An 18,218-nucleotide genomic window follows, 5' to 3' on the forward strand; every position below is an offset into this window, starting at 1 on the left:
GGGACGCGTCACCGGTGGGCCTGACCGGCGGGATCACCGGGGTGCGTCACCGGCCCGCGGCGCGGCGGGCCGGGAACACGGCGGCCGGCCCGGGCGTTGTCCCCTGCGGCAGCAAGGGAGGCCCGGGAAAGTGCACGGTGAGTACAAGGTGCCCGGCGGCAAGCTCGTCGTCGTGGACGTGGAGTCCGAGGACGGCGTGTTGCGGCGGGTGCGCGTGGCGGGCGACTTCTTCCTGGAGCCCGACGAGGCACTCGACGCGGTCAACGGCGCGCTGGAGGGCGCCCCGGCCGACACCGACGCGGCGGGGCTCGCCGCGCGGATCGACGCGGCCCTGCCCGAGGGCACCGTCATGTACGGGCTGACCTCGGAGGGCGTCGGGATCGCGGTGCGCCGCGCGCTGGCCCGTGCCACCGACTGGACCGACTACGACTGGCAGCTGATCCACGAGGGCCCGCAGTCCCCCGCCCTGCACATGGCGCTGGACGAGGTGCTGACCGCCGAGGTCGCCGCGGGCCGCCGCCCGCCGACCCTGCGGGTGTGGGAGTGGGCCTCCCCCGCGGTGATCATCGGCAGCTTCCAGTCGCTGCGCAACGAGGTGGACGCCGACGGCGCCGCCCGGCACGGGGTCGAGGTGGTGCGCCGCATCTCCGGCGGCGGCGCGATGTTCGTCGAGCCGGGCAACACGATCACGTACTCGCTTTCGGTGCCCGAGTCGCTCGTGCAGGGGCTGTCCTTCCAGGACAGCTACGCGTATCTGGACGACTGGGTGCTGGGCGCCCTCGGTGACATGGGCATCCGGGCCTGGTACCAGCCGCTGAACGACATCGCCACCGACCAGGGCAAGATCGCGGGCGCCGCGCAGAAGCGGATCGTCGGTCCCGGCGGCGGGCCCGGCGCCGTCCTGCACCACGTGACCATGTCCTACGACATCGACGCCGACAAGATGCTCGACGTGCTGCGGATCGGGCGGGAGAAGCTGTCCGACAAGGGCACGAAGAGCGCCAAGAAGCGGGTGGACCCGCTGCGCCGGCAGACCGGCCTGGCCCGCGAGACCGTCATCGAGCGGATGATCGAGTCCTTCGACGGGCGGTACGGACTGACGGACGGGAAGGTCACCGCCGGGGAACTCGCCCGCGCCCAGGAACTGGCGCGCACCAAGTTCGGCACGCCCCAGTGGACGGCGCGCGTCCCCTGACACCCCCGCCCGGGCGTCCTCCGCGCGCCCGGGCTGCGTCGGCCGCGTGAGCGCGCGAGCACGGAGCGAGTTGGCACTTCCGCCGCACAGGCGGGCGTGTGACACTGTCGTCCCGTCCACACTGCGGACGGTCCCCGCATCGTCCGTTCCCCCACACGAGAAGTGTGCCGTGCGTGATCTTCCCCTGCCGCTCGCACTCACCGCGCGGCTGAGCCCGGTCGTCGTACTCGCCTGTGCGGGCTGGGCGTTGACGTCCGGCCCGTTCGCCGCCCCGCCCGCCGACGGGCACGGCGCGGCCGGGCAGGGGGCCGGCGGCACCGGCACCCGGTCGGCCTCGTCGAACGGTTCCTCCCAGGTCCCCGGGGCGTCCTCGGCGACGGCCGCGGCCGACCGGCCGAAGACGTACACGTCGGCCCCGGCGCCCTGCACCGCCGTCTCCACGAAGACCGTCACCGCGCTGGTGCCTGGTGCGAAGACGGCGGGCAAGGAGATCGCGTCGACGGACGAGAGCGTGCGCCGCACCTGTTCGTGGAACGCGCTCAAGGGCTACGACTACCGCTGGCTCGACGTGTCGTTCGAGGTGATGCGGTCGGACGAGGCGGCCACCGCCGCCTACCAGCAGCGCACAGGTGAGAAGAGCGGTGGCGGAGCGGTCCCGGGCCTCGGTGACGCCGCGTACTCGGTGGTGAACCTCACCACCGAGGACAAGCAGCAGACCCGAGAGGGCGTGGTGCTGGTCCGGGCCGCCAACGCGCTGGTGGTGGTGACGTACAACGGCAGCGACTTCGAGACGAAGAAGGCGCCCGCCACGGACGTGATCAACAAGGGCGCGATCAAGGCCGCCAGGGAGGCGGTGGCGGCGCTCGTGAACAGCGGGGGCGGCCAGGGGAACTGACCGCCCCGTCCAGGTGCCCTCCCGTCCACGCCTGCCCCGGCCGGCAGCGTCCCGCAGGGCCGCCTTCTCCGTCCGCCGCGCCCGGCCCTGTCCGCCACGCCTCAGCGGGCGGCGGACCGGTCCCGCAGGGCGGGCAGCGACAGCAGCAGGTACAGCACGGCCGACGTGCCCAGGCCCACCGCCCAGCCGTAGTCGGCCAGCGGCTTCAGGGCCGCGACGGGCCGGCCGTCGACCAGCGGGTGGAAGTCCGCGCCGCCGACGGCCAGGACGCCCCCCGCGACGAAGGCGGTGACCGCCCGCCAGTTCCAGCCGCCCGCGTACCAGTAGCGCCCGCCCGGGCGGTACAGGTCACCGAGGTCGAGCCGGGAGCGGCGCAGGATCCAGTAGTCGGCGACGAGGATGCCCGCGACCGTGCCGAGCAGCCCGCCGACCAGACCGAGCCAGGTGAAGATGTAGCCCTGCGGGTCGGAGTAGAGCTTCCACGGGCAGATCACCACGGCGAGGACGGCCGTGACGAGCGCCCCGGTGCGGAAACTCACCTTGCGCGGGGCGACGTTGGAGAAGTCGAAGGCCGGGGAGACCAGATTGGCGGCGATGTTCACCGACAGGGTCGCCACCAGCACGGTCACCAGCGCGTACAGCAGCCCCACCGTGCTGTCCGTCTTCGCCGCCAACTGCACCGGATCCCAGACGGGCCGGCCGTAGACGGCCTGCGACCCGGAGGTCACCAGGACCGACAGGAACGCGAACAGCGTCATGGTCGTGGGCAGGCCGAGCGCCTGGCCCCAGGTCTGCGCCCGCTGGCTCCTGCCGTAGCGCGTGAAGTCGGGGATGTTCAGGGACAGCGTCGACCAGAAACCGATCATGCCCATCAGCGACGGCGCGAACAGTTTCCAGAAGTCCGCTCCCCAGCCGAGCCGGGAGGGCTGGTCGAACAGCGGGCCGAAGCCGCCGGCCTTGGCACTCATCCACCACAGCATCACCAGCGCGCCGACGAGGACGAAGGGCGCCGCCCAGTTCTCGAAGCGGCGGATGGTGTCCATGCCCCGGTGGATGACGGCGACCTGGATCGCCCAGAAGAGGGCGAACGACAGCCACATCGTCCAGGCGTACCCGCCGGCCCCGGTGGCGTGCGTCCAGCCGTCCCCGATCAGTTTCCCGGCCAGGAAGTAGATCGCCTCGCCGCCGATCCAGGTCTGGATGCCGAACCAGCCGCACGCCACCAACGCCCGTACGACAGCAGGCAGGTTGGCGCCGCGCACCCCGAAGGAGGCACGGGCGAAGACCGGGAAGGGGATGCCGTACTTGGGTCCCGCGTGGCCGGTGAGCAGCATCGGGACGAGCACGATCAGGTTGGCCACGGCGATGGTGAACACCGCCTGCTTCCAGTCCATGCCGACGGCGATCAGTCCGGAGGCGAGGGTCCAGGAGGCGGTGTTGTGGGCCATGCCGACCCACAGTGCGGAGAAGTTGTACGTGGTCCAGGTGCGCCGTGCCACGGGGACCGGGAGCAGGTCGGCGTTGGCGTAGGGGCCGCTGGGCGGTGGAGTGCCGGGGGCGATCTCCACGCGCCCGTCGGGGAGGGTGACCTGGGCGGTCGGCGGTATGCCCGCGGGTGCGGTGTCGGTCATGGACGCCCCGATCGAGAAGGGGTGCTCGGCTGTCCGGGGTTGACGACGGGGATGACCTCTCGGCCGTACGCGTCGATCACGGCTTCCCGCGCGTCGTGCATGGCGTACACGGCGAACTGGTCCACGCCCAGTTCGCGCAGCGCGTTCAGCTTCTCGATGTGCTGTGCGACCGGTCCGATCACGCAGAACCGGTCGACGATCTCGTCGGGCACGAACGCGGTGTCCGGGTTGCCGCTGCGCCCGTGGTGCGCGTAGTCGTAGCCCTGGCGGGACTTGATGTAGTCGGTGAGGGCGTCGGGTACGGCGGCGGAGTGCTCGCCGTAGCGGGCGACCAGGTCGGCGACGTGGTTGCCGACCATGCCGCCGAACCACCGGCACTGCTCACGGGCGTGGGCGAGCGCCTCGGGCGAGTCGTCGGCGGTGACGTAGGCGGGCGCGGCCACGCACACCTTCACCTCGGCCGGGTCGCGTCCGGCGGCGACGGCGGCGTCCTTCACCGCCTTGACCATGTACTCGGTGAGGTACAGGTCGGCGAGCTGGAGGATGAAGCCGTCGGCCTCCTCGCCCGCCATCTTCAGGGCCTTGGGCCCGTACGCGGCCATCCAGACGGGCACTTCGGCGCCCGGGCCGACCCAGGGGAAGCGGACGACCGTGCCGCCGCCGAGGTCGGCCTCCTCCCCCCTGCCCAGCGCCCGGATGACCTTCATGGCCTCGCTGATGCGGGCCAGCGTGTCGGGCTTGCGGCCGGCCACGCGCATCGCGGAGTCGCCGCGGCCGATGCCGCACACCGTGCGGTTGCCGAACATGTCGTTGAGGGTGGCGAAGGTGGAGGCGGTGACCTCCCAGGTGCGGGTGCCCGGGTTGGTGACCATCGGGCCGACCGTCAGGTGCTGGGTCCGGGCGAGGATCTGGCTGTGGATGACGAAGGGTTCCTGCCACAGCACGGCGGAGTCGAAGGTCCAGCCGTAGCGGAAGCCGTTGTGTTCGGCGCGCTGCATCAGGCTGATGACGCGCGAGGCCGGCGGGTCGGTCTGCAGGACGAGTCCGAAGTCCATGGGCGCCGCTCCTAGTCGAGGTACTGGCAGGTGGAGCGCGGGGTGTAGACGCCGTGGCCGGCGCGTCCGGTGTACTCCCGCTCGGTGATGACGGGCTCGCCGCGCGAGAGCACGGTCTCGACGCGGCCGGTGACCCGCTTGCCCTCGTACGCCGAGTAGTCGACGTTCATGTGGTGTGTCGCCGCGGACAGGACCTGCTCGGCGTGCGGGTCGTAGACGACGACATCGGCGTCGGCGCCCGGGGCGATGGTGCCCTTCTTCGGGTACAGGCCGAACATGCGGGCCGGGGCGGCGCAGGCGATCTCGATCCAGCGGCGGCGCGAGATGTGCCCGTCGACGACGGCCTGGTGGAGCAGGTCCATGCGGTTCTCCACGCCCGGCAGCCCGTTGGGGATCTTGGAGAAGTCGCCGCGGCCCAGCTCCTTCTGGCCGGTGAAGCAGAAGGGGCAGTGGTCGGTGGAGACCACCTGGAGGTCGTCGGTGCGCAGGCCCCGCCACAGGGCCGCCTGGTGGTCCTTGGCGCGCAGGGGCGTGCTGCACACGTACTTCGCGCCCTCGAAGTCCGGTTCGGCGAGATTGTCGGTGGACAGGAACAGGTACTGCGGGCAGGTCTCGCCGAAGACGGGCAGCCCCTCGTCGCGCGCCCGGGTCAGCTCGGCGACCGCCTCGCGCGCCGAGACGTGCACGACGTACAGCGGGGCGCCCGCCACCTGGGCGAGCCGGATCGCGCGGTGGGTGGCCTCGGCCTCCAGGAGCGCCTTGCGGACCTCGCCGTGGTGGCGCGGGTCGCTCTCGCCGCGGGCGAGGGCCTGGGCGACCAGGACGTCGATGGCGATGCCGTTCTCGGCGTGCATCATGATCAGCCCGCCGTTGCCGGCGGCGCGCTGCATGGCGCGCAGGATCTGCCCGTCGTCGCTGTAGAACACACCGGGGTAGGCCATGAACTGCTTGAAGGAGGTCACGCCTTCCTCCACCAGCAGGTCCATCTCCTTGAGCGTGTCCTCGTTCACGTCGGAGACGATCATGTGGAAGCCGTAGTCGACGGCGCAGTTGCCCTCGGCCTTGGCGTGCCAGGCGTCCAGGCCCTCGCGCAGGGTGCCGCCCTTGGACTGGATCGCGAAGTCGACGATGGTGGTCGTGCCGCCCCAGGCCGCGGCCCGGGTGCCGGTCTCGAAGGTGTCCGAGGCGTAGGTGCCGCCGAAGGGCATCTCCATGTGGGTGTGTCCGTCGACGCCGCCCGGGATGACGTACTTGCCGGTGGCGTCGACGGTCCGCTCGGCGGTGAACGCCTCGGCGGCGGGGGTGCCGGACGCGGCGAGGGCGGCGATGCGGCCGTCCTCGATCAGGACGTCGGCGTGCATCTCGTCGGCGGCGGTGATGACGAGGCCGCCGCGGATGACGGTACGGCTGCTCATGCTCCCACTCCTTGCAGGTGGACGTTCCGGGTCAGGGGGCGGTCAGCGGCGTGTACGCGCCCGGCGCCCGGTCGCGGTAGAACTGCCAGCGGTCGCGCACCTCGCGGAGCTTGGCCAGGTCCAGGTCGCGGACGACGAGTTCGGGTTCCTTGTCGCTCGCCACCTCGCCGACGAACCGCGCCTCGGGGTCCACGAAGTACGACGTCCCGTAGAAGTCGTCGTCCCCGTACTCCTCGACGCCGACGCGGTTGATGGCGCCGACGAAGTACTCGTTGGCGACGGCCGCCGCCGGCTGTTCGAGCTGCCACAGGTAGCCGGACAGGCCGCGTGAGGTGGCCGACGGGTTGAAGACGATCTCCGCGCCGGCGAGGCCGAGCGCCCGCCAGCCCTCGGGGAAGTGCCGGTCGTAGCAGATGTAGACGCCGACCTTGCCGACGGCGGTCTCGAAGACGGGCCAGCCGCTGTTGCCGGGCCGGAAGTAGAACTTCTCCCAGAAGCCGTGCACCTGCGGGATGTGGGTCTTGCGGTACTTGCCCAGGTAGGAGCCGTCCGCGTCGATCACGGCGGCGGTGTTGTAGAGGACCCCCGGCTGCTCCTCCTCGTACATCGGCAGGACGAGGACGATGCCCAGTTCCCGGGCGAGCGCCTGGAAGCGGCGGACGGTGGGGCCCTCGGGGATCTGTTCGGCGTACGCGTAGAAGGCGGGGTCCTGGACCTGGCAGAAGTACGGTCCGTAGAACAGCTCCTGGAAGCAGAGGACCTGGGCGCCCTGGGCCGCCGCGTCGCGCACCGCCTGCTCGTGCGCCGTGATCATGGACTCCTTGTCGCCGGTCCAGGCGGTCTGGAAGAGGGCGGCACGGATCACTCGGCTCATCGGAACCTCCGCTGCTGGGTCGGTGTGCGGTGAGCGTAGGGAGGGGGCGGGCCCGGTTTTGAGGTGCACGGTGTCACGTCCCCGGGGGTGCTGCGTGCCACCGTGTCACCCTGGCGCCTTCCCATGCCTCACCGCCCTTGCCGTCCGCCGCTCGTCATGCCGCTCGCGTGTCTGCGTCCCCGGCGCGCCCCGTCCCGCGTCCTCGCGTCCTGCCCCGCTCACTGCTGCTGCGCGTCGTGCGCGAGGAGCGCGATGTGCACCGAGGCGGCCTGTTCGAAGTCGTCGAGATCGACTCCGAGGCGGCTCTGTATGGCTTCCAGGCGGCGGTAGAGCGCGGGCCGCGATACGTGGTGCAGGCGGGCGGTGCGGGACTTGTTGCGGCCGGTGGCGAGGTAGGTGCGCAGCACGTCCAGCAGGTCCTGCGCGGTGCCGCACAGCAGCCCGTCCAGCTCCCGCTCGGCGAAGGACTGCACCTGCGGGTCGTCGCGCAGCAGCCGGACCAGCCCGCGCAGGTGGACGTCCTTCAGCCGGACCACGGCCGGCAGGTCCCGGGCGGAGGCGGCGTCCCCCACGGCGTCGGCCACATGCCGTGCCTCCCGCAGCCCGGCGGGTACGTCGTCCCAGCCCGCGCGGGCCTCCCCGGCCGCCACGACCGGCCCGGCGTACGGGGCGCCGGTGCCCGGGGGTGCCTGGTCAGGACCGCCGTGTCCCGGGCCCGTGCACGGCCCGCCCGTCCCCGCCCGCAGCCGGGTCGCGAAGTGGGCGGTGAGGGCTTCGGCGTCCTGGTCCCGGGGCAGGCTGAGCAGGACGGCGGTGAGGCCGGGGGACGCTCCGGCGGCCAGGCCGGGCAGGCCCAGCAGCCGCAGCAGCCGGTCGAGTCGGGCCGGGTCGGCGTCCCGTACGAACAGCGGCACGAAGGTGCGGCGGTTGACCGGGAGGCCGGCCGCCCGGGCCCGGGGCAGCAGCTGCCGGGCGGGCACGGCCTCGCCGATCAGGTCGGTCAGCAGGCTCCGCGCGGACTGTTCCTCCCAGGAGCCGCCCGCGGCGGCGCCGAGCATCCGGTGCAGGACCAGGGCCTCGGCGGCGCGGTCGGCCAGGAGCCGTCCGGCGGCGGCGTCCCCGCGGTGGCCGCAGAGCACGATCCGGCCCCATCTCTCGCCGCGGCCGCCGAGTTCGGCGCGGATCCAGCCGTCGCCCTCGCTGCGGCCGGCCTGCCGGGCGATGCGCTCCCAGTCGCGCAGGACGTCGTCCACCGCGGAGCGTTCCCCGGCGGTGGCGAGGACCCGGTGGGCGAGGTTGGTGACGACGACGGGGCAGGCGCTGTGCCGGGCGATCTCGTCGAGCAGCGCCTGGAGCGGGGCGCCGGCGGTGATCAGGGCGGTGAGGGCGGTGCGCACGGCCTCCGAGAGGCTGACCGAGGCGAACTTCCTGCGCACCAGCCGGGACTGGACCTCCTCGGTCAGTTCGGCGAACGGGAAGGGCCGGTGCAGGACGACCAGCGGCAGCCCGCACCGCTCGGCGGCCCGGCGCATCACCTCGGGCGGCGCGGGGAAGGCCCGCCCGAGGCCCAGGACCACGGCCGCGGCCTCCGCGCGGTGCAGGGAGCGGATGTACTCGGCCTGTTTCTCCTCGTCCCCGGCGAGCAGCACGCCGGTGGTGAGCACCATCTCGCCGCCGCTGAGCATCACGCCGACGTCCGCTGCCTCGGCGACGTGCACCCAGCGCACGGGCCGGTCGAGCCGGCCCGCGCCGGCCACCACCTCGGGCTCCCCGGCGAGCACGCGCTCCAGGGCGAGCACCTGGCGGACGGACAGGGCGGAGGGAACACGTGGGGCGGGCAGGCCGGTCTCCGGCGCGGGGCGGGCGGCCGGTCCCGGGCGGTCCGGTCCCCGGGGGCCGGGGGCGGCCGGTCCCGGGCGGCCGGGGGCGGCCGGGGTTCGGTCCGAGGCGGTGGTCATGGGCGGCACTCCCCTCTTCTCGCCTCTCGCTGCGGAATGCGCCCCGGGCGCGCCCTCAGTGGGCGGCGCGCAGGGCGTCCGCCAGGATCGTGGCCCCCTCCTCGGCCTCGGCGACGGTCAGGGACAGCGGCGGGGCGATGCGCAGCGCGCTGGTGTCGTGGCCGCCGCCCTTGCCGATGAGGAGGCCGCCTTCCCGGGCCGCCTCCAGCACGGCTGCCGCGGCCCGCGGGTCGGCCTCGTCGGTGCCGGGCCGGACCAGTTCGACACCGATCATGAGCCCGCGTCCGCGTACCTCCCGTACGCCGGGCAGCCCGGCGGCGACGGCCCGCAGCCGCTCGATGAGCAGTCCGCCGACCCGCCGGGCGTTGCCCTGGAGGTCGTGTTCGAGGAGGTGGTTGAGGTTGGCGAGGGCCGCGGCCATGGTGATCTGGGTGCCGCCGAACGTGGAGATGCTGTTGGCGTCCAGGCAGTTCATGATCTCGGCGCGGGCGACGACCCCGCCGACGGACATGCCGTTGCCGATGCCCTTGGCGAAGGTGACGATGTCCGGCGGCCCGCTGCGTCCGTGCGCCTGCCAGCCCCAGAAGTGGTCGCCGGTGCGGCCCCAGCCGGTCTGCACCTCGTCGGCGATCCACAGGATGCCGTGTTTCTTCAGGACGTCCCGGAAGGCGGCGTACAGGCCGTCGGGCGGGGAGGTGAAGCCGCCGACCCCCTGGACGGGTTCGGCGATGAGCGCGGCGGGCGGGCGGGTGTGCCCGAGGAGGTCCTCGAGGTCGTCGACGCAGGCCGCGATGAACGCCGCGTCGTCCAGGTGCGCGAAGGGGCCGCGGGTGCGGACGCCGCCGTGGACGTACAGCGTCTGCAGCGGGGACAGGGAGCTGGGCGACCAGGAGCGGTTGCCGGTGATGCCGACCGTGCTGAAGGAGCGGCCGTGGTAGCTGTTGCGCATGGCCAGGAGCGTGTTGCTGCGCCGGTACGCCGTCGCCAGCAGCAGCGCGGTGTCGTTGGCCTCGGTGCCCGAGGTGGTGAAGAAGACCCGCGCGTCCGGGATGCCGCTCAACCGGGCGATGCGCTCGGCCAGTTCGACCATCGGACGGTTGAGGTAGAGGGTCGAGGAGTGGATGATCCGGGCGGCCTGCTCGCTCACCGCCTTGGTGACCTCGGGCAGCGCGTGCGCGGTCATGGTGGTCAGGATGCCGCCGAAGAAGTCCAGGTAGCGGCGGCCCTGGGCGTCCCAGACGTGGCGGCCCTCGCCGTGGGTGATCTCCAGCGGGTCCTCGTAGTAGAGGGCGAGCCAGTCGGGCAGCACGGCCCGGTGACGGTCGTACAGGTCGTTCACGGCTGCACCAGCCCTTCGTAGGCGTCGGGGCGGCGGTCGCGGTAGAAGGCCCACTGCTGCCGCACCTCTTCGATGAGGTCGAGGTCGAGGTCGCGGACGACCAGTTCCTCTCCGGCGTCACCGGCGACGTCGCCGACGAACTGCCCGCGCGGATCGACGAAGTACGACGTCCCGTAGAAGTCGTTGTCGCCGTACTCCTCGCGGCCCACGCGGTTGATCGCGGCGACGAAGTACTCGTTGGCGACGGCCGCGGCGGGCTGCTCCAGCCGCCACAGGTGGGAGGACAGACCGCGGTGGGTGGCGGACGGGTTGTAGACGAGCTGGGCGCCGTTGAGTCCGAGCTGCCGCCAGCCCTCGGGGAAGTGGCGGTCGTAGCAGATGTAGACGCCGACCCGGCCCACGGCGGTGTCGAAGACCGGCCAGCCGAGGTTGCCGGGCTTGAAGTAGTACTTCTCCCAGAAACCCTTGACCTGCGGGATGTGGTGCTTGCGGTACTTGCCGAGATAGCTGCCGTCGGCGTCGATCACGGCGGCGGTGTTGTAGTAGAAACCGGACTGCTCGACCTCGAAGACCGGGGCGACGACGACCATCCCGGTCTCCCGGGCGAGGTCCCGCATCCGGCGCACGGTCGGCCCGTCCGGGACCGGTTCGGCCCAGCGGTAGTGCTCCGGTTCCTGCACCTGGCAGAAGTAGGGCGCGTTGAAGACTTCCTGGAACCCGATGATCCGGGCACCGCGCCGGGCCGCCTCGCGGGCGTGCTCCTCGTGCTTGGCGACCATGGACTCGGTGTCGCCGGTCCAGGTGGCCTGGACCAGGGCCGCGCGGACGACATTGGCCATGAGCTGCTCCTTCGACGTACGTCAGAGCCTCTACGCCCGTAGAACACACGTAGAGGCACGAACGTAAGCCTCCCCGGCCGCCTTGCCAAGACCATCGGCGTGAACCCGCGGAGTCGATCCTGTTTCACACTCCGCTGGGTGAGCCCCGAGGCCGGGCGGCGGGGGGCCCGCCCGGACCCGTGCCCGCCGCCGGGCCGGCCGGCGCCCGACGTGCCCGGACCCGCGGAACATGCAACCGTGGGCATGAGCCCCGCGCACCCGGTTACCCGGCGGGAGCCACCCGTCAGCGAAGGAACGGAAAGCGATGACCAGCGGCTTCGTCGGCCCGGAGGGCGATCGCGACCCCTTCGGCGAATTCTTCGCCCGGTTCTTCGGCGGCACCCGCCCCGGTCCCCGGCACGTCGACATCGGCAGGCTCCTGAGCCAGCCCGCCCGGGAACTCGTCAAGGGCGCGGCGCAGTACGCCGCCGACCACGGCAGCCGGGACCTGGACACCGAGCACCTGCTGCGCGCGGCGCTCGCCACGGAACCCACCCGCAGTCTGCTCAGCAGGTCGGGCGCGGACCCCGACTCGCTCGCCACGCAGATCGACGAGCGGTCCGGACCCGTGCAGAGCCCGCCGGGCGAGGCTCCACCGCCCACGGCGCTCTCCCTCACCCCGGCCGTCAAGCGCGCCCTGCTGGACGCGCACGACATGGCGCGGGCCAGCGGCGCCGGTTACATCGGCCCCGAGCACGTGCTCAGCGCCCTGGCGATGAACCCCGACTCGGCGGCCGGGCACATCCTGAACGCGGCCCGGTTCGCCGCCTCCGGCCTGCCGCCCGAGGCCCCGGACACGACCGCCCCGCCGGGCCCCGAGCGGCAGCAGCGCTCCACCGGCACGCCCACCCTCGACAAGTACGGGCGCGACCTGACCGACATGGCCCGCCAGGGCCGGATCGACCCGGTGATCGGCCGCGACCAGGAGATCGAACAGACCATCGAGGTGCTCTCCCGGCGAGGGAAGAACAACCCCGTGCTGATCGGTGACGCGGGCGTCGGCAAGACGGCCATCGTCGAGGGGCTCGCGCAGCGCATCGCCGACGGCGACGTGCCCGACATCCTGCTGGGCCGCCGCGTGGTGGCCCTGGACCTGACGGGCGTGGTCGCCGGCACCCGCTACCGGGGCGACTTCGAGGAGCGGCTGAACAACATCGTCACCGAAATCCGCACCCACTCCGAACACCTGATCGTCTTCATCGACGAGCTGCACACCGTGGTCGGCGCGGGCGGCGGCGGTGAGGGCGGTTCCATGGACGCGGGCAACATCCTCAAGCCCGCGCTGGCCCGCGGTGAGCTGCACATCGTGGGCGCGACCACCCTGGAGGAGTACCGGCGGATCGAGAAGGACGCGGCGCTGGCCCGCCGCTTCCAGCCGATCCTGGTGCCCGAGCCGACCGTCGCCGACGCGATCGAGATCCTGCGCGGGCTGCGCGACCGCTACGAGGCCCACCACCAGGTGCGCTACACCGACGAGGCCCTGGTCGCGGCCGTGGGACTGTCCGACCGGTATCTGACCGACCGGCGGCTGCCGGACAAGGCGATCGACCTGATCGACCAGGCGGGCGCCCGGGTACGGCTGCGGGCCCGGACCAAGGGCACGGACGTACGGGCCATGGAACGCGAGGTCGAACAGCTCGCCTGCGACAAGGACCAGGCGGTCGCGGACGAGCAGTACGAACAGGCCACGCAGTTGCGCGACCGCATCAGCGAGCTGAAGCAGCGCATCGCCCTGGCGGGCGGCAGCGAGGAGGCCGACGAGGGGCAGCACCTGGAGGTGACCGCCGAGGCCATCGCCGAGGTGGTGTCCCGGCAGACCGGCATCCCCGTCAGCAGCCTGACCCAGGAGGAGAAGGAGCGCCTGCTCGGCCTGGAGGAGCACCTGCACCGGCGGGTCGTCGGCCAGGAGGAGGCCGTCGCCGTGGTCGCCGAGGCGGTGCTGCGCTCACGCGCCGGTCTGGCCAGCCCCGACCGGCCGATCGGCAGCTTCCTGTTCCTCGGCCCGACCGGCGTCGGCAAGACCGAACTGGCCCGTGCCCTGGCCGAGGCGCTGTTCGGCAGCGAGGACCGGATGGTCCGCCTGGACATGAGCGAGTACCAGGAACGGCACACCGTCAGCCGCCTGGTGGGCGCCCCGCCCGGCTACGTCGGCCACGAGGAGGCCGGCCAGCTCACCGAGGTCGTGCGCCGGCACCCGTACTCGCTGCTGCTGCTCGACGAGGTGGAGAAGGCGCACCCGGACGTCTTCAACATCCTGCTCCAGGTCCTGGACGACGGGCGGCTCACCGACTCCCAGGGCCGCACGGTGGACTTCACCAACACCGTCATCGTGATGACCAGCAACCTCGGTTCCGAGGCGATCACCCGGCGCGGTGCCGGGATCGGGTTCGGCGCGGGCGGCGCGGAGGCGGACGAGGAGGCGCGGCGCGAGCAGATCCTGCGCCCGCTGCGGGAGCACTTCCGGCCCGAGTTCCTCAACCGCATCGACGAGATCGTCGTCTTCCGCCAGCTCACCGCCGAGCAGTTGCGGCAGATCACCGACCTGCTGCTGGAGAAGACCCGGCGGCTGCTGCACGCGCAGGGCGTGGCCGTGGAGTTCACCGACGCGGCCGTGGACTGGCTGGCGCAGCGCGGCTACCAGCCGGAGTACGGCGCCCGTCCGCTGCGCCGCACCATCCAGCGCGAGGTGGACAACCAGCTCTCCCGGCTGCTCCTGGACGGGCGGGTCGGCGAGGGCAGCCGGGTCACGGTGGACGCGGAGGACGGCCGGCTCGCCTTCCGCCCGCAGGGCGGGGAGCCCGCCCCGGCACCCACCGGGTGACGACGGCGCCGGGCGCCGGGGGCGGGCCTCAGCGGTGAGGCCAGCCCCCGGTGCCCGGATGCGCACGGACCGCTCCCGGCGCCCCGCGCGTGCGCCCGGAGCGCTTCCCGCCGCCCCGCCTGTGTACGGGCCGTTCCCGGCGTCCCGCGTGCGTACGGACGGTCCGTCGGACGGCAGGCTCATCAGGCCTGACGGACGGCGTGCGGACGCTGTGGGACCGAGCGGACGGCGTACGGACGGCTACGGGGTGGGCGGACGGCGTACGGACGGCTACGGGGTGGGCGGACGGCGTACAGGCGTACGGGGCCGGCTGGACGGCGTGCGCGCGCTGTGGACCGAGCGGACGGCGTACGGGCCCTACGGGGCCGGGTGGACGACCATCGCCGAGCCGCCGCCCCTGCGCACCTTCTCCGCCGCCGCCAGCCACCTGCCGTCCGGCAGCCGCTGCACGCCGGTGGCCGCGCCGATCTCCGGGTTGAGCTTGAAGGAGTGCCCGATCGCCTCCAGTTGCTTGCGCAGCGGGCTGTCGTAGAGGGCGGGTTCGAGTTCGGTCTGGGCCGCGTTGCGCTGGCTGGCGCGGGGCGCGGCGATGGCGTCGACGAGCGGCAGGTGCCGGTCGAGGAACCCGGTCAGCGTCTGCAGCACGGTGGTGATGATGGTCGCGCCGCCGGGCGAACCGAGCGCCACCACCGGCCGGTTGTGCCCGTCCAGCACGATCGTCGGGGAGATCGACGACCGGGGGCGCTTGCCCGGCCCCGGCAGGTTCGGGTCGTGCACGGCCGGGTTGGCCGGCGCGAAGGAGAAGTCCGTCAGCTCGTTGTTGAGCAGGAAGCCCCGGCCCGGGACGGTGATGCCGCTGCCGCCGGTCTGTTCGATGGTGAGGGTGTAGGAGACGACGTTGCCCCAACGGTCGGCGGTCGTCAGGTGCGTGGTGTTCTCGCCCTCGTACGTCGTCGGCGCGGCCGTCCCGCCGGTGCCGCAGGCGGCGGGCCGGCTCGGGTCGCCGGGCGCGAGCGGGCTGGTGAGGACCGCGTCGTCCTTGATGAGGCAGGCGCGGGAGTCGGCGAACCGCTGGGAGAGCAGGCCGCGGGTGGGGACGTTCTCGAAGGACGGGTCACCGACCCAGCGCCCGCGGTCGGCGAAGGCGATGCGGCTCGCCTCGATGTAGTGGTGCAGGTACTGCGCCTCGCTCGCCCTGGAGAGGTTGGTCCGCTCCAGGATGTTCAGCGCCTCGCCGACGGTGGTGCCGCCGGAGGAGGAGGGCGCGATGGAGTACACGTTCAGACCGCGGTACGAAGTGCGCGTGGGTGCCTGGAGCTTGGCGCGGTAGACCGCGAGGTCCTTCTCGGCGAGTTTGCCCGGCCGGGCGTTCCAGCCCGAACCGGGGTCGACGGGCGGGTGGTTGACCGTGTCGACGATCTCGTCGCCGAGGTCGCCGTGGTAGACGGCACCGACGCCCTTCCTGGCCAGCTCCTCGTAGGTGCGGGCGAGGTCGGGGTTCTTGAAGGTCGAGCCGACGACGGGGAGCCGCCCGCCCGGCAGGAACAGCTTCGCGGTGTCCGGGAAGTAGCGGAAGCGGGTCTCGTTGGACGCCGTCTGCGAGCGGAAGGTGTCGTCGACGGTGAAACCGTCGCGGGCGAGGCGCTCCGCGGGCTTCAGCACCGTCCCGAGCCGCTTGCTGCCCCACTCGTCGAGGGCCTTCTGCCAGGTGGCGGGGGTGCCCGGGGTGCCGACGCTCAGGCCGCTGGTGACGGCGGCGTCGAAGGAGAGCGGCTTGCCGCCTTCCGTGAAGAGGTCCTCGTCGGCGCTGAGCGGCGCGGTCTCCCGGCCGTCGATGGTGTGCACCGTGCGGGACCTGGCGTCGTAGTAGACGAAGTAGCCGCCTCCGCCGATGCCGGCGGAGTAGGGCTCGGTGACGCCGAGGGCGGCGGCGGTGGCCACGGCCGCGTCGACGGCGTTGCCGCCCTTCTTCAGCACCTCGATGCCGGCGGCGGAGGCGTCCGCGTCGACGCTCGCGACGGCACCGCCGTAGCCGGCGGCCACGGGAACCTTCCGGGCCGGTTCCGGCCCCGCGTCCGGGTGCGCGGCGGGCGGTGCCGCCGCTCCCACCGACACCACTGCGGCCGAGACCGCCAGGACCGTGAGTTTCCGTACTCCGGGACGACGCATCCGCACCTCCAGTCAGAGACCGTCCGCGCAGCCTATTGCATTGCCATGATCCCGTCAGGACCGTCCGACCACGGTACCGCCGCAGCCGGATCCGCGCCTCGCCCGCCGGCCCGTACGGCCTCGGCGTGGTCGAACTCGTGGCCGATCTGAGGGGGGCGGCCCGGGCGCCGCTCCCGGGACCGGTACGTGGCGGTCTCCCGCCGAGCACAACCCGCCCGGCGCGCAGCTGACCTTCTCCTCGCCTGCGGACGACCCGGAGTGGCTGTCCGTACCGCCGCGCGAGCAGTGATCTCCGGCTGCCGCCGGCCGGGTATGGCTCTGTGGACCGCTGCCCCCTGAGACGGTCGCGAACGCCACATCGTAGTCGAGGTTCGGCCCGATGCGTCCTCCGGTGGGGAGGAATGCCCGCAGTCCGCGGCCCCCGGGGAAGGCGACCGGCGGCTTTGCGGGGTTGCTGCAATCTCCGCCCTCGCGCGGGTCTCAGCCCTCCGCGACCTCCGCGTAGAGCTGGGAGAGTTCCGGTACGCCCTCCTCGGCCCACGCGTGCCCGGCCTCCACGACGACGATCTCCCGGCCGGAGGCGAGCCGTACGACCGGGTTCCCGTTCGGACACAACTCCCAGACCGCGCTCGGCACCGTGCGCACGATGACCGTGCCCAGGTACAGCCCGGCGTCGGTGCCGAGCCGGCCCGCCGTCTCGGCGTCGTCCCGCCAGCGCGGCAGCAGCTGGTCGAGCGCCTCCAGGGAGGCGGCCGACCCGTCGAGGCGGACACCGGCCTCGGAGGCCAGGGCGCGCAACTGTTCGCAGGTGGAAAAAAGCTCGGCGAGATCCGCCGGGGTCGGAGAGCCGTCGCCCGCGGAGACGACGGTGACGCCGACCTCGGGTGCGTGCTTCTTGCGCCGGTTGCCCGTGAAGCGGAAGGCCATGCACTCAGCGTGGCACCGCGACCACGGGACGCGCCACAGGGGCGACGGCCCGAACCGCCGTGGAACCGGCGCGGCCCGAACCGCCATGGACCGGCAATGCCCCGGGCGCACGCCGGCCGACGCGTGGAGTGTGCGGGGTCTGCGGGGCGTACGCCGGGCGCCCGCCTGCGTGGCCGGAAGAGGCGCGTACGCGGGGCGCGCGGTCGGGAGCGACGCGTGCAGAGGGCGCGCGCCCGGGTGGTGCGCGGTCGTGCGCCTACACGTCCAGGTCGACCACCACGGGGGCGTGGTCGGACGCGCCCTTGCCCTTGCGCTCCTCACGGTCCACGTAGGCGTCGGTGACGGCCTTGGCGAAGGGCTCGTTGCCGTACACCAGGTCGATGCGCATGCCGCGGTTCTTGGGGAAGCAGAGCTGGCGGTAGTCCCAGTAGGTGAAGGGGTGGTCGTACTTCAGGGGCCGGGGCACCACGTCGGCGAGGCCCGCCTCGCGCAGGGAGGCGAGGGCGGCGCGCTCGGCCGGGGTGACGTGGGTGGCGCCCTCGAAGGCCGAGCGGTCGTAGACGTCGTCGTCCGTCGGCGCGACGTTGTAGTCGCCGAGGACGGCGAACGGGCGGCTGCCGGACGCGTCGCCCGCGACGGCCGCCCTCAGCGCCTCGAACCACTGCAGTTTGTAGGCGTAGTGCGGGTGGTCGACCTCACGCCCGTTGGGCACGTAGACCGACCAGACGCGGACCGGGCCGCAGGTCGCGGAGAGGGCGCGGGGTTCGTGCGCCCCGTCGTAGCCCGGGTCGCCGGGCAGGCCCTTGACCACGTCCTCCAGACCCACCCGGGAGAGGACCGCCACGCCGTTCCACCGGCCGGTGGCGTGGACCGCCGCCTCGTAGCCCAGCTCGCGCAGCGGGTCGAACGGGAACTGGTCCTCGGCGATCTTGGCCTCCTGGAGGCACAGCACGTCGGTGCCGCTGCTCTCCAGCCAGGCGAGCAGCCGCGGGAGGCGGGCGGTGATCGAGTTCACGTTCCAGGTCGCGATGCGCATGCCTCACAACCTACCGGGCGGCACT

13 protein-coding genes are annotated in these 18,218 nt (G+C 72.9%); 3 read left to right on the forward strand and 10 right to left on the reverse strand.

The window, feature by feature from the left end; all coding sequences use genetic code 11:
* Positions 1–130 precede the first annotated feature (130 nt).
* A complete protein-coding gene (gene lplAB / locus AC6I72_RS05615; protein ID WP_497999753.1) occupies positions 131–1,195 on the forward strand; it encodes a lipoate-protein ligase LplAB in 1,065 nt (354 codons plus the stop codon).
* A 169-nt stretch (positions 1,196–1,364) separates the two neighbouring features.
* On the forward strand, positions 1,365–2,090 hold the full coding sequence (locus AC6I72_RS05620) for a hypothetical protein (protein ID WP_497999754.1): 726 nt from the start codon (positions 1,365–1,367) through the stop codon (positions 2,088–2,090).
* A gap of 101 nt (positions 2,091–2,191) precedes the next feature.
* On the opposite strand, the gene AC6I72_RS05625 is transcribed toward AC6I72_RS05620, so the two are convergent.
* The 7 genes from AC6I72_RS05625 to AC6I72_RS05655 form a co-directional block, all read right to left on the reverse strand.
* Entirely contained in the window at positions 2,192–3,721 is a 1,530-nt protein-coding gene (locus tag AC6I72_RS05625) for an NCS1 family nucleobase:cation symporter-1 (protein ID WP_497999755.1), read from the reverse strand.
* A complete protein-coding gene (locus AC6I72_RS05630) occupies positions 3,718–4,776 on the reverse strand; it encodes a TIGR03842 family LLM class F420-dependent oxidoreductase (RefSeq protein ID WP_497999756.1) in 1,059 nt (352 codons plus the stop codon). Before AC6I72_RS05630 ends, AC6I72_RS05625 begins: the two co-directional genes overlap by 4 nt.
* An 11-nt stretch (positions 4,777–4,787) precedes the next feature.
* Positions 4,788–6,191 (reverse strand): dihydropyrimidinase, encoded by a 1,404-nt coding sequence (hydA, locus tag AC6I72_RS05635; RefSeq protein ID WP_497999757.1) that lies wholly within the window; start codon positions 6,189–6,191, stop codon positions 4,788–4,790.
* Positions 6,192–6,222: 31 nt separating this feature from the next.
* On the reverse strand, positions 6,223–7,065 hold the full coding sequence (locus tag AC6I72_RS05640) for a nitrilase-related carbon-nitrogen hydrolase (RefSeq protein WP_497999758.1): 843 nt from the start codon (positions 7,063–7,065) through the stop codon (positions 6,223–6,225).
* Positions 7,066–7,283: 218 nt separating this feature from the next.
* Complete coding sequence (locus AC6I72_RS05645) at positions 7,284–9,023, reverse strand: PucR family transcriptional regulator (RefSeq protein WP_497999759.1); 1,740 nt, start codon at positions 9,021–9,023, stop codon at positions 7,284–7,286.
* A 55-nt stretch (positions 9,024–9,078) separates the two neighbouring features.
* Positions 9,079–10,362 carry an aspartate aminotransferase family protein gene (locus tag AC6I72_RS05650; RefSeq protein ID WP_497999760.1) on the reverse strand — a complete coding sequence of 428 codons (1,284 nt, stop codon included), beginning with the start codon at positions 10,360–10,362 and terminating at the stop codon, positions 9,079–9,081.
* Positions 10,359–11,201 (reverse strand): nitrilase-related carbon-nitrogen hydrolase, encoded by an 843-nt coding sequence (locus tag AC6I72_RS05655; RefSeq protein ID WP_497999761.1) that lies wholly within the window; start codon positions 11,199–11,201, stop codon positions 10,359–10,361. Before AC6I72_RS05655 ends, AC6I72_RS05650 begins: the two co-directional genes overlap by 4 nt.
* A 304-nt stretch (positions 11,202–11,505) precedes the next feature.
* Between AC6I72_RS05655 and AC6I72_RS05660 the strand changes: the two genes are divergently transcribed.
* Positions 11,506–14,061 (forward strand): ATP-dependent Clp protease ATP-binding subunit, encoded by a 2,556-nt coding sequence (locus AC6I72_RS05660; protein ID WP_497999762.1) that lies wholly within the window; start codon positions 11,506–11,508, stop codon positions 14,059–14,061.
* Between the two features lie 357 nt (positions 14,062–14,418).
* Here AC6I72_RS05660 and ggt read toward each other — a convergent pair whose 3' ends face one another.
* The 3 genes from ggt to AC6I72_RS05675 form a co-directional block, all read right to left on the reverse strand.
* Complete coding sequence (gene ggt, locus AC6I72_RS05665) at positions 14,419–16,230, reverse strand: gamma-glutamyltransferase (RefSeq protein WP_497999763.1); 1,812 nt, start codon at positions 16,228–16,230, stop codon at positions 14,419–14,421.
* Between the two features lie 480 nt (positions 16,231–16,710).
* Complete coding sequence (locus AC6I72_RS05670; protein WP_497999764.1) at positions 16,711–17,157, reverse strand: DUF6278 family protein; 447 nt, start codon at positions 17,155–17,157, stop codon at positions 16,711–16,713.
* Positions 17,158–17,413: 256 nt separating this feature from the next.
* Positions 17,414–18,193, reverse strand: a complete 780-nt coding sequence (locus AC6I72_RS05675) for an exodeoxyribonuclease III (RefSeq protein ID WP_497999765.1) — start codon at positions 18,191–18,193, stop codon at positions 17,414–17,416.
* Positions 18,194–18,218: the final 25 nt, after the last annotated feature.

The organism is Streptomyces sp. Xyl84, assembly GCF_059731885.1.

Excerpts from the sequence above, each read along its gene's own strand:
- AC6I72_RS05625 (WP_497999755.1), bottom strand. The coding sequence starts at position 3,721 with ATGACCGACACCGCACCCGCGGGCATACCGCCGACCGCCCAGGTCACC.
- AC6I72_RS05630 (WP_497999756.1), bottom strand. The coding sequence starts at position 4,776 with ATGGACTTCGGACTCGTCCTGCAGACCGACCCGCCGGCCTCGCGCGTC.
- hydA (WP_497999757.1), bottom strand. The coding sequence starts at position 6,191 with ATGAGCAGCCGTACCGTCATCCGCGGCGGCCTCGTCATCACCGCCGCC.
- AC6I72_RS05640 (WP_497999758.1), bottom strand. The coding sequence starts at position 7,065 with ATGAGCCGAGTGATCCGTGCCGCCCTCTTCCAGACCGCCTGGACCGGC.
- AC6I72_RS05645 (WP_497999759.1), bottom strand. The coding sequence starts at position 9,023 with ATGACCACCGCCTCGGACCGAACCCCGGCCGCCCCCGGCCGCCCGGGA.
- AC6I72_RS05655 (WP_497999761.1), bottom strand. The coding sequence starts at position 11,201 with ATGGCCAATGTCGTCCGCGCGGCCCTGGTCCAGGCCACCTGGACCGGC.
- AC6I72_RS05660 (WP_497999762.1), top strand. The coding sequence starts at position 11,506 with ATGACCAGCGGCTTCGTCGGCCCGGAGGGCGATCGCGACCCCTTCGGC.
- ggt (WP_497999763.1), bottom strand. The coding sequence starts at position 16,230 with ATGCGTCGTCCCGGAGTACGGAAACTCACGGTCCTGGCGGTCTCGGCC.
- AC6I72_RS05670 (WP_497999764.1), bottom strand. The coding sequence starts at position 17,157 with ATGGCCTTCCGCTTCACGGGCAACCGGCGCAAGAAGCACGCACCCGAG.
- AC6I72_RS05675 (WP_497999765.1), bottom strand. The coding sequence starts at position 18,193 with ATGCGCATCGCGACCTGGAACGTGAACTCGATCACCGCCCGCCTCCCG.